At 58.2% G+C, this 11139-nt stretch carries 11 protein-coding genes and 2 pseudogenes; 10 read left to right on the forward strand and 3 right to left on the reverse strand.

Features of this window, described 5'->3' with window-relative positions; translation table 11 throughout:
- From ACYJRZ_RS31590 to ACYJRZ_RS31600, 3 genes and pseudogenes are all read left to right on the forward strand, one after another.
- A pseudogene (locus tag ACYJRZ_RS31590) lies at window positions 1-826 on the forward strand (nitrite reductase large subunit); the annotation flags it as partial.
- Between the two features lie 4 nt (window positions 827-830).
- Window positions 831-1181 carry a nitrite reductase small subunit NirD gene (nirD, locus tag ACYJRZ_RS31595; protein ID WP_459465435.1) on the forward strand — a complete coding sequence of 117 codons (351 nt, stop codon included), beginning with the start codon at window positions 831-833 and terminating at the stop codon, window positions 1179-1181.
- Between the two features lie 219 nt (window positions 1182-1400).
- Complete coding sequence (locus ACYJRZ_RS31600; protein WP_459465436.1) at window positions 1401-4061, forward strand: nitrate reductase; 2661 nt, start codon at window positions 1401-1403, stop codon at window positions 4059-4061.
- Between the two features lie 411 nt (window positions 4062-4472).
- On the opposite strand, the gene ACYJRZ_RS31605 is transcribed toward ACYJRZ_RS31600, so the two are convergent.
- Window positions 4473-4877 (reverse strand): winged helix-turn-helix transcriptional regulator, encoded by a 405-nt coding sequence (locus tag ACYJRZ_RS31605; RefSeq protein WP_459465438.1) that lies wholly within the window; start codon window positions 4875-4877, stop codon window positions 4473-4475.
- 122 nt (window positions 4878-4999) lie between these two features.
- On the opposite strand from ACYJRZ_RS31605, the gene ACYJRZ_RS31610 reads away from it, so the two are divergent.
- From ACYJRZ_RS31610 to tehA, 7 genes and pseudogenes are all read left to right on the forward strand, one after another.
- The gene (locus tag ACYJRZ_RS31610) at window positions 5000-5311 is read left to right on the forward strand and encodes an alcohol dehydrogenase catalytic domain-containing protein (RefSeq protein WP_459465440.1); all 312 of its coding nucleotides are present in this window, start codon (window positions 5000-5002) and stop codon (window positions 5309-5311) included.
- A 109-nt stretch (window positions 5312-5420) separates the two neighbouring features.
- Complete coding sequence (locus ACYJRZ_RS31615; protein ID WP_459465442.1) at window positions 5421-6227, forward strand: SDR family NAD(P)-dependent oxidoreductase; 807 nt, start codon at window positions 5421-5423, stop codon at window positions 6225-6227.
- Window position 6228: 1 nt separating this feature from the next.
- Entirely contained in the window at window positions 6229-7059 is an 831-nt protein-coding gene (locus ACYJRZ_RS31620; RefSeq protein WP_459465444.1) for an alpha/beta fold hydrolase, read from the forward strand.
- Window positions 7060-7084: 25 nt separating this feature from the next.
- Entirely contained in the window at window positions 7085-7804 is a 720-nt protein-coding gene (locus ACYJRZ_RS31625) for a hypothetical protein (protein WP_459465446.1), read from the forward strand.
- 3 nt (window positions 7805-7807) lie between these two features.
- The gene (locus tag ACYJRZ_RS31630) at window positions 7808-8236 is read left to right on the forward strand and encodes a GlcG/HbpS family heme-binding protein (protein WP_459465448.1); all 429 of its coding nucleotides are present in this window, start codon (window positions 7808-7810) and stop codon (window positions 8234-8236) included.
- Window positions 8233-8952: a hypothetical protein gene (locus ACYJRZ_RS31635; protein ID WP_459465449.1), complete on the forward strand. Its 720-nt coding sequence runs from the start codon at window positions 8233-8235 to the stop codon at window positions 8950-8952. The genes ACYJRZ_RS31630 and ACYJRZ_RS31635 overlap by 4 nt, the downstream gene beginning before the upstream one ends.
- A 310-nt stretch (window positions 8953-9262) precedes the next feature.
- Window positions 9263-10272: pseudogene (tehA, locus tag ACYJRZ_RS31640) on the forward strand (dicarboxylate transporter/tellurite-resistance protein TehA).
- A gap of 171 nt (window positions 10273-10443) precedes the next feature.
- On the opposite strand, the gene ACYJRZ_RS31645 reads toward tehA, so the two are convergent.
- Both ACYJRZ_RS31645 and ACYJRZ_RS31650 read right to left on the reverse strand, forming a co-directional pair.
- Window positions 10444-10737: a type II toxin-antitoxin system RelE/ParE family toxin gene (locus tag ACYJRZ_RS31645; RefSeq protein WP_459465451.1), complete on the reverse strand. Its 294-nt coding sequence runs from the start codon at window positions 10735-10737 to the stop codon at window positions 10444-10446.
- A complete protein-coding gene (locus ACYJRZ_RS31650) occupies window positions 10734-11042 on the reverse strand; it encodes a type II toxin-antitoxin system RelB/DinJ family antitoxin (RefSeq protein ID WP_459465453.1) in 309 nt (102 codons plus the stop codon). Before ACYJRZ_RS31650 ends, ACYJRZ_RS31645 begins: the two co-directional genes overlap by 4 nt.
- Window positions 11043-11139 lie beyond the last annotated feature (97 nt).

Genomic DNA, 11139 nt, shown 5'->3' on the forward strand with positions numbered 1-11139 from the left:
CGATTATCAGTCGCGTTTCATCAATGAACGCGTTCACGCCAACATCCAGAAGGACGGGACCTATTCGGTCGTTCCACGCATGTGGGGTGGCGTGACCAGCTCCAAGGAGCTGCGCGCCATTGCCGACGTGGTCGATAAGTTCGCGATTCCGATGGTGAAGGTCACCGGGGGCCAGCGCATCGATCTTCTCGGCGTCGAAAAGGAAGACCTACCAGGCGTCTGGGCCGATCTCGGCAAGGCGGGCTTCATTTCCGGCCAGGCCTATGCAAAGGGTTTGCGCACCGTGAAGACCTGCGTCGGCTCGGACTGGTGCCGCTTCGGCACGCAGGATTCCACCGGCCTCGGCATCCGCATCGAGAAATTCATGTGGGGCTCCTGGACGCCGGCAAAGCTCAAGATGGCGGTTTCCGGATGTCCGAGAAACTGTGCAGAGGCGACCTGCAAGGATATCGGCGTCATCTGTGTGGACTCGGGTTTCGAGATTCATTTCGCAGGTGCCGCCGGTCTCGACATCAAGGGCACGGAGGTCCTTGGCCTCGTCAAAAGCGAGGATGAAGCGCTCGAACATATCGTGGCGCTGACACAAATGTACCGGGAGCAGGGCCGCTATCTCGAACGGATCTATAAATGGGCCAAGCGCATCGGCTTTGACGAGATCCGCCGCCAGATCATGCAGGACCACGAGAAGCGCAAGGCCTATTACGAGCGCTTCGTTTTCAGCCAGAAATTCGCACAGGTCGATCCCTGGTCGGAACGCGTTTCCGGCAAGGACAAGCATGAATTCCGGCCGATGGCGACAATCGGCTTCCCGCAGGCCGCAGAGTGAGGAGATGGACATGAACTGGTCGAAGGAAGGCTGGCACCCGATCGGCGATATCTCCGACATTCCGCTGCGGGGTGCTCGCTGCGTAAAAACTCCGCAGGGCAAGATCGCAGTGTTTCGCACGGCGGAAAACGAGGTTTTCGCCATCGAGGATCACTGCCCGCATAAGGGCGGACCGCTCTCCCAGGGCATCGTGCACGGTACGGCCGTCACCTGCCCGCTGCACAACTGGGTGATCTCGCTCGAAACCGGCAAGGCGCTTGGCGCTGACCAGGGCGCGGTGCGAACCATTCCCATCCGCAACGACGATGGCGCTCTCTTCATCGCGCTCGAAAGCCTGATGATGGCGGCGGAGTGAGGATGAGGTTATCAGGGAGAATACCCCCCTCTGCCCCTTCGGGACATCCCCTCCACAAGGGCAGAGATCATATGGTGCCCCTGCAGGCCGGGTCATCATTTTCGCAGCGCGGGGGCAATCTCACACTCCCGCTGATCTCCTTCCTTGTGGCGGAGATGTCAGCAAAGCTGACGGAGGGGGGTGTTTCGCCACGCCCTTTGAGTTTCATGGACCCCGCCCATGTCCGTTGAAACCAAAACCACCTGCCCCTATTGCGGCGTTGGCTGCGGTATCATCGCCGAGGTCGATGATACCGGCAAGGTTTCCGTCAAAGGCGATCCCGACCATCCGGCCAATTTCGGGCGTCTGTGCTCAAAAGGCTCCGCCCTTGCGGAAACGATCGATCTCGACGGCCGCCTGCTCCATCCGGAAATTGCCGGCCAAAGGGCAAGCTGGGACGAGGCGCTCGATCTCGTGGCGCGACGCCTCAGTGAGACGATCGCCGAGCATGGCCCGGACTCGGTCGCTTTCTACGTCTCCGGCCAGTTGCTGACGGAGGATTATTATGTCGCCAACAAGCTGATGAAGGGCTTCATCGGATCCGGCAATATCGACACCAATTCGCGGCTCTGCATGTCGTCCTCGGTAGCCGGCCATCGTCGCGCCTTCGGCTCGGACACGGTACCCGGCACCTACGAAGACCTCGAGCTTGCGGATCTCGTCATTCTCACGGGGTCGAACCTCGCGTGGTGTCATCCCGTCCTTTACCAGCGGCTCGCAGCCGCCAAATCGGCTCGGCCTTCTATGAAGATTGTCGTCATCGATCCCCGCCGGACGATGACCTGCGATATCGCCGATTTGCACCTTGCGATCCGCCCCGATGGCGATGTCGCGCTATTCATGGGCCTACTTGCTCACCTTGCTGAAAGCAATGCGCTCGACCGAACTTACATCGCCGCCCATACGACGGGTTTTGAGAATTCGGTCGCCGCAGCGGCAAGTCTTTCCTTCAACGACGTGATGGAACACAGCGGCTTGGCGGCAGAGCAATTGCGCACCTTCTTCCGGCTGTTCGAGACGGTGGAAAAGACCGTCACCTGTTACAGCCAGGGCGTCAATCAATCGGCTTCTGGAACCGACAAGGTCAACGCCATCATCAATTGCCATCTCGCGACGGGCCGCATCGGTCGCCCCGGGATGGGACCTTTTTCTCTGACGGGGCAGCCGAACGCCATGGGTGGGCGCGAGGTCGGTGGCCTTGCAAATATGCTCGCCGCGCACATGGCCATCGAAGACCCGCAGGACCGGGATCGGGTACAGCGCTTCTGGGGATCGCCAGGCATCGCCGAAAGGCCGGGCCTAAAGGCGGTCGACATGTTTCGAGCCGTCGCTGATGGGCGGATCACGGCGCTCTGGATCATGGCGACCAACCCGGTCGTCTCGATGCCCGACGCCGATGCAGTTGCGGCAGCCATAACAGCCTGTCCCTTCGTCGTCGTCTCCGATATCCTGCGTGAGACGGATACGACGCGCCATGCTCATGTCCTGCTGCCCTCCCTCGGCTGGGGCGAAAAGGACGGCGCGGTCACCAATTCGGAACGGTGCATTTCCAGGCAGCGCCGCTTTCTTCCTGCGCCCGGCGAGGCAAAAGCGGACTGGTGGCAGATGGCGGAAGTCGGCCGGCGCATGGGATTCCAAGGCTTCGATTATCGCTCGCCTGCGGACATTTTCCGCGAGCACGCGGCGCTCTCCGCTTTCGAAAACAAGGGAGCCAGAGATTTCGATATCGGCGCCTTCTCGGGGATAGGCGGCGAAGCCTACCAGGATCTGGCCCCTTTCCAATGGCCGGTTTCCAGAGAGGGTCCGACCCGGATACGCTTCTTTGCCGATGGCGATTTCTACCATCCGGACGGCAAGGCGCGGTTCATGACAATGCAGGCGCCGGAAACGTCCCGCACGAATGGACGCTTTGGTTTGACGCTCAATACCGGCCGCATCCGCGACCAGTGGCACACGATGACGCGCACCGGCAAGAGCGCGCGGCTTTCTGGCCACTTAGCCGAACCGTTCGTGGAAATTCATCCACGCGACGCAATGGAACTGGGTATTCGCAGTGCCGGCTTGGTGGAGGTCGGAAGCCCGCATGGCAGCGTGGTTGTCCGGGCCTTGATCACCGAACGCCAGGCGCGCGGCAGCATTTTCGTGCCGATGCACTGGAACGACCAGTTCGCCGCCAAAGCCCGCATCGATGCGCTGGTCCCGCCTGTCACCGATCCCGTCTCCGGTCAGCCGGCATCGAAAAACACCGCCGTCACGGCCCGCTCCTTCGACGCAGCGCTGTACGGGTTTGCCGTATGCACCGCCAAGCCGGCGGCCGACGCCGCCTATTGGGCGCTTGGGCGAACTGACGGCGGCTGGCGGATAGAATTGGCGTTCAAGGCGACCGACCTCGTCGATGATTGGATCTCATGGTGTCGCCGCGCATTTGCGCTCCCGATCGAAATCGAGCCGCTCGGATACGCCGATCACGATACTGGCGATATGAGGCTTGCTTTCTTCGACGGCGGACGCCTGCTTGCCGCATTCTTCCTTGCCCGTAATCCTGTCGCCGTATCCCGCAGTTGGGCAGCTGCTCAACTCGCCGCCGTCCATTCCGATCTGCGCAAGCGCTTCCTCATCGTTGCCGGTCGTCCGGGCTCTGATCAGCCGGACCCAGGCGCCACCGTCTGCTCCTGCTTTTCGGTTGGCGTCAACAGTATCGTCTCCGCTATCCGCAATGGCTGCCACAGCGTCGAAGCTGTCGGCGTGACAACGAACGCCGGAACCAATTGCGGCTCCTGTCGTGCGGAAATCAGAGGGATCATCGATGGATGCCTTGCCGCCGCGGCGGCGGCAGAGTGATACGCCACGGCAACTGCTCTCCCTCCCCAGAATTTTGACCGCCTAGATCTTCCAGTTGATTTCAGCGCATTCGACTGCAATGCCACATTTAATGATCACGGCCCACAGCCAACAAGATCGAATCCGTTGATGTGAAGGGATGCGAACCGACGATCCGTGTGCCATCTTAGTGATAACACGTTGATCCGTATAAAAAACCAGGTGAGCTAAGCCGCGCAATCGGATGCGAAGCTTCATGATCTTGCGTTCAGTTCACTGAGAACGATATAGGCGCGACAGTCGCATCGGAACTGGGATCTAACTTGGGTTGCCCGATCGGAGTCCCGTGAGAATAATCGGTCTTACCAATTCATTGGAGGTAAGCTCTCGATCGGTGTACCACTCGGGCCTCCAGCTTGCTTATAGCAAGAATCAAATGGAGCCTGCCGCCGAAGCGGCCGTCGCTACATCTTCTGCCGGACAATAGGGTTCGAGTTCCGGGAGCTTCTGCTGATTGTCTCGAAATGCGTTTCCCCAGTCGCGTAAACTTCCTAAAATCGGCGCCACCGATCGCGCCAACTCTGTCACTTCGTATTCCACCCGGGGCGGAACCTCGGGAAAGACGCGCCGCGTGATCAATCCATCCGCCTCTAGTTCACGCAACTGCAGCGTTAAAACACGATGTGTGGCGTCCGGTATAAGACGGCACAATTCCATAAACCGCTTCTTTCCCATCAGCAGGTTGACAAGGATCGTAGGTTTCCAAAGTCCGCCGATCACTGCCATCGTCAGCTCGGCCGCACAGCCGCTCTTCGGCTCCAAACGCTTGGGTCTCATCTATGGCCGCCTCTCAGCATCTTACTTACATCCATGATAGTATAGGCTGTAATTGTGCATTCTTTCAATGACTTCCGGATCCGCTTACATCGTCGCGTGTCCCATGAGCTAGGAAGCGCAGAGTGTCTTTTCAAGCATTTGTTGCAAGGCAGAACTACAACAAAGTGACTGCCGCCGTAGAGACGATGCAGGATGAATTCCTGACCGCAGGCGAGGTTGCCGTAGCTGTCGAATGGTCGACGGTGAACTACAAGGACGCCGTCGCACTGGCGGGCCAGAACATCATTCAGAAGTTTCCGCTCATCCCGGAGATCGACTTTGCCGGAACCGTAGAGAATTCCGTCGATCGAGGCTTTAGACCCGGTGACAAAATCGCCAGCAACATGCTGGCGGGTCAAAGCCGCGGGCGAACCCTGATCGACGTCAACCGCTAGCTCGGCCGGACAACCAAGCTTTTGACTATAGGTGCAGCGGCTGGTTTCTCCGAGACCCGCAGGCGCCTTGCTGCACCTTCGAACCCTAAAAGACTAAACGGAGAAATCAATGAATGCAGCAAATGGCACGGCTCTGATAACAGGAGCGTCCAGCGGCATCGGTGCTGTCTATGCCGATAGGCTCGCGCATCGCGGCTGTGATCTCGTCCTGATTGCCCGTGATCGGGCGAGGATGGACGCACTGGCCGATCGGCTGAAAGGGACGGGATCGAAGATCGAAATCCTCGTGGCCGACCTTACAAATGATGATGATCTCGATCGGGTAGAAACCAGGCTTGCGAACGAAGACATATCGCTCCTGGTCAACAACGCCGGCATGTCGCTGAATGGCAGCCTGCTCGAAAACAGCGGGACCGACATTTCCAGGATCATTGCGCTGAATATTACCGCGCCAGCCCGTCTGGCAGCCGCAGCGAGCAAAACCTTCGTGAAGAACGGGCACGGCGCAGTGATTAATATTTCTTCTGTACTGGCTCTCGCCCCGGAGCGCTTTGACGGCGTCTATAGCGGTTCGAAAGCTTTCCTGCTGAATCTCAGCCAGTCGATGACTGCGCAATATGCAACGCAGGGCATATACACCCAAGCTGTCCTGCCGGGCGCGACAAGGACGGAACTGTGGGAGCGCTCCGGAAAGGACATCGATTCCTTCCCGCTGGAGATGTTAATGGAAGTCGATGACCTCGTTGACGCGGCGCTTCTCGGTTTCGATCGCCGCGAGCCCGTAACCATTCCTTCCCTCGCCGACGACGCCCCTTGGACCGCCATGCAGGAGGCACGTCTTTCCATGGCGCCAAACCTGTCCCGTCGCACCGTCGCCGCCCGTTACCAATCCTCCCAAGTCGCTGAAGGAAAGTGACATGACTGTTTCCCTCGAAACCGCACCTACGAAATATCTCGAAGCAGGCGGCATCCGATTCGCTTACCGCCGGCTAGGCCCGGATGCCGGAGCACCGCTGATCCTGCTGCAGCACTTCACCGGAACGATGGACTCCTGGGACCCGGCGGTCGTCAACGCGCTGGCAGTCGACCGGCCCATTATCGTCTTCGACAATGCAGGTGTTGGCGCCTCTTCCGGCATCGTTCCCGGCAATGTCGAGCAACAATCGACGGATGCCGAAAGCTTCATCGCATCCCTCGGCTTCGGCGAGGTCGATCTTCTTGGCTTCTCGCTTGGGGGATTTCTTGCCCAGATCATGGCGTCGCGCTCCAGAATCAAAGTCCGTAAGATTGTCATCGCAGGAAGTGCACCGAGAGGTGGCGAAGAGCATCTGCTGGAGGTGGTTGAGGAGGCTTTCGCCAAGAATGCCCGTGACGTGCGGCTGCCGCTGTTTTTTACACTATCGAAGGCAAGCCAAAAAGCCGGCGAGGCTTTCGTTGACCGGGCGCTGGCCAGGACGAATGATCGCGACCCCGACAGCGGCGAGGACGTAAGCGAGCCGCAGGCGAAATCGATCATCGCATGGTGTGCCGAACAGGATGAAGATCACGCGCTACTGAAGGCAATCAAGCAGCCGACGCTAATCGTCCATGGCAGCGACGACACTATGTTTCCCTCGATCAACGCCTACGAGATGTTCACGGCGATGAGCAACGCTACCCTGATCATCTATCCGGATTCAGGACACGGCGCCCTCTTTCAATATCCCCATACCTTCGTCGCGCATGTGAAGACGTTCCTCGACGCGTGACAAATCGAATTCAAAGGAAAACACTATGAATACTCTAGCAAAGACGATCATCGATGCCCATGGCGGCCTCGACAGATGGAGGACGTTTTCAACCCTGAGCGCCCACTTAAAACAAGGTGGTGCGCTCTGGGAACTGAAGGGTCACGGCGGTAAGCTCGACGAGACGAACGTCACAGTCGGCCTCGGTCAAGAATGGGCCTCCCATACACCGTTCGGGCCTGAGGGGAAAATCAGCCGCTTTGAACCACAGAATGTGACGCTAAAGAATGCGTCGGACAAGCTTCTGGAGGAACTTGCTGATCCTCGCAGCTCCTTTGCTGGACACAGCTTGGAGACACCATGGTCGGAGCCGCAGCTCGCCTATTTCGCGGGGCTAGCCATGTGGACCTATTTCAACATCCCTTTCCTGCTCGCGGAACCGGGTGTCGCGGCTGAGGACGTTGGTGATTGGCGGGAGAATGGCGAAACCTGGCGTCGGCTAAGGGTGGCGTTCCCGCGCACCATCGCGACCCACAGCACCATCCAGACACTCTATGTGGACGAGACGGGTCTTTTGAAACGGCACGACTATGACGTCGAAATCGCGGGCAACACGCCGGGAGCGCACTATATCGGCGGCTATATCGAGGTGCAGGGCATCAAGTTTCCAACCGAACGTCGCATTTTCCCCCGTCAGCCGGATGGAAGCAGCCTTGCCGAGCCTTTGGTCGTCTCCATCGACATCTCCAATATTGAGCTCCGGTAAGACATGGCTCTGCTAGAACTGGGAGTTGCGCGAACAATGATCGCAGCCGCCGAGACCCGCGCCGGCGAACTCGGCGTCAAGGCGACTATTACAATCCTCGATCAGGGTGGCGACCTCGTCGCCGTCACCCGGATGGATGGTGCATGGGCTGGAGGCTTCGACCTCGCCCTTGGGAAAGCGCACACCGCACGCGCGTTTCAGGCACCATCGTCGACTTTCGTCCCAATGATCCAGCCGGGAGAGCCTCTCTTCGGCGTCAACAGCGTGGCCGGCGGCAGGTACGTCATTGTCGGCGGAGGACTTCCGGTGCGATCGGGGCAAAACTTTATGGGCGCCGTCGGCATCAGCGGCGGAACCATCGATCAGGATGTCGCGATCGCGGAGGCAGCCGTCGTAGCATTCAAGCACGTAACTAATAGGAAGATATCATGACCGATCTCGTCAATTTTGCCATCCAGGCCCACGGCGGTCTCGACCGTTTCAATGCCTTCTCATCGTTGACGGCGACGCTGCGTCAGGGCGGTATACTCTGGGGTCTGAAGGGAAAACCCACGGTGCTTGAGGATTGCAAGGTTTGCGTGGATTTGAAGGATGAGCGGGTTTCGCACTGGCCGTTCGCCCCGACCGAATATCGTTCTGTCTTCACGCCAGGCCGTGTGACGATCGAGACGCCGGCTGGAGCCGTCGTCGAAGAACTCCTCCATCCGAGGAAATCCTTCGAAGGTAACGAGATGGAAACGCACTGGAGCAGTCCGCAAGTAGCGTATTTTGCCGGATATACCATGTGGACCTATCTCACCTCACCCTTCATCCTTAAACGGCCGGGCGTGATCGCTGACGAGATCGAGCCCTGGCAGGAAAATGGGGAGACATGGCGTCGACTGCACGTTCGCTTTCCAGATGACATCGCCACCCATAGCGCCGAGCAGACATTCTACTTTAATTCGGTGGGACTCCTGGTGCGGCACGACTATGAAGTCGATATCCAAGGCCGGAATGCCGCCGCCCGTTATCTGACGGATTACGTCAAGGCGTCGGGAATATCTCTTCCAACCAAAATGCGCATCTTTCCTCGAAAACCGGACAACACCCCGATGGTGGAACCGCTGATTGTCTCGGTGGACCTTTCGGATTTCCGTTTCGAGTGAGGCGTCGTCGACCGCGAGCAACTTGTGCCGGCGACGCCAACCAGAGTGCAAACGCAAGCATGCGAGTTGAAATCTACGAAGGCGGCTCCCACGATCTGGCCTGCATCGATGCCGAGCGGATCGCCCCTTTTGGAAGCGTCAAGTCTTGGGCCTTTTCAAGTACTGGCGCTCACTGCGTGGCGAGCGCCAGTACTACGGTCGGAATCCTAAATGACAAGGCTAACGAGCCCGTGGGATTGTCCCGGGTGCACTTGAAATTCTCGATATGACCTTTTGATAACCGTGGCAAAAATTCACAATGAGACCGCTAATGATCAGTAACAAGAACCCCGCAACTTCACCCCGTCTGCCACTGATCCCAGCTGCCTTTTTCGGCATCGTCTTCGGCCTCGCCGGGCTCAGCAATAGCCGGCGTTCGGCCGTCAGTGTCTGGCAGCTTCCGCCGATTTTCGGTGAAGCAATCGGTTTTGCGGCGCTTGCGGTCTGGATGATCGTGACCGGTCTCTATGCGCTGAAATGGATCTTCGCGGCTGAGCGGGCCCGGGCAGAAGCAGAGCATCCCGTCCAATGTTGTTTCATAGGGCTGGCGGGCGTCTCCACTATGCTGATCGCCATCGTCCTGCTTCCCTACAGGGTCAGGATCGCGTGGGTTCTTTTTATTGCAGGGGCACTGTTCACAGTTCTTTTCGCCGTCTGGCGGACCGGTAGTCTGTGGCAGGGTGCGCGAGATCCCGCGACGACCACCGCTGTTCTCTATCTCCCCATTGTTGCCGGATCATTCACAACCGCTATAGCCGCCAGCGCCGTTGGTCATGCCGATTGGGGCCAGCTTGCCTTCGGAGCAGGTTTCTTCTCGTGGCTGGCGATCGAGTCGGTTCTTTTGAACCGCATGCTCACGTCTCAAGAATTGGCGGTTCCACTGCGACCGACCTCGGCATCCAGCTTGCTCCGCCCGCCGTCGGCTGCGCTGCATATATGGGCGTCACAACGGGAGCACCCGACATCATCTCTCATGCGATGCTGGGGTATGCCGTACTTCAGGCATTGCTTCTCACGCGCCTCCTTCCCTGGATCTTGAAGCAGCCATTTGCACCCTCATACTGGGGAGTGACCTTTGGAGCGACCGCACTCGCAACTTCGGCAATTCGGATGATTGGACGTGGCGATGCAGGAGCAGTTTCCGCGCTTGCACCCTTGCTATTCGTATTGGCAAACTTAATCGTTGGCGGGATCGCCATGGGAACAATCTACCTTATCGTCAAAGGCAGGATTATCCCTTCTATCGCGCCTCAACAGCCTCCAGTCGCAAAGTCGAGCTGAGTGACCGGGAATTCGACCCGTAACTGAATTCTTTTGCTGTTGAAGGGATTGGAACCGCTGGCCCGATACTTCCGTGCATTAAGCTTAAGCTACTTGATCGACAACTAGCGACAACGCGGAACCGCGGCGATTATCGCAGAGGATGTAGAGGATGCGCGTCGAGCTACGAACTCAACTATTTGGCAAGGTCTCTGGCCATTCTTGCGAACCATGAAGGACGCGAAGGACACGAACTGCTGTCTCCGTAACGACATATGCCGCGATATAGGGCGTTCCGTTGATCACCAGTTCGCGCGTCCCAGCAATTCTCCCAACGCGGCCGCTTTCGGGAAAGTCGATCAAGCGGCGAGTGGCAGCCATAATCCGCTCATCGATCACGACAGCGGCTGAAGGATTGTCTGCCTCAATGTAGGTGAATATAGCGTCACGATCCGATAGGGCGAACGCAGACCATGTCAGCTTCACGATTTGCGGCCACCCGCTTTGAGCTGCGCTCTCGCTCGGCGCTTTGCGAAATGGGCCTCGACTTCATCATCCGAAATGTCGGGCCGAGTGTCGTTTAGCGCTTCCAGTACCTTGGCCCGAAACCAAGCATCGTGAACTTCACTGCTCGAGAAAAGCTCAAGTGGCAGCGCACCCTCATTAGCCGTCCGGGTAAGTAGGATTCGAACCGCGTCCGATACCGTTAGGCCCATGCTCTCAAGAACGGCCGAAGCACGATCGCGAACGTCAGCATCGATACGTGTTTGGACAAGTGCGTTTGCAGCCATAGCTGTCTCCATATTTAGCATAATGGTAATGCATTTGAATGACAATATCCATAACTAGTTTTCGGCCATCTCCAAAATTGCTTTATTTCAAACTCTT

The sequence above is a fragment of the Rhizobium sp. No.120 genome, from assembly GCF_054558365.1.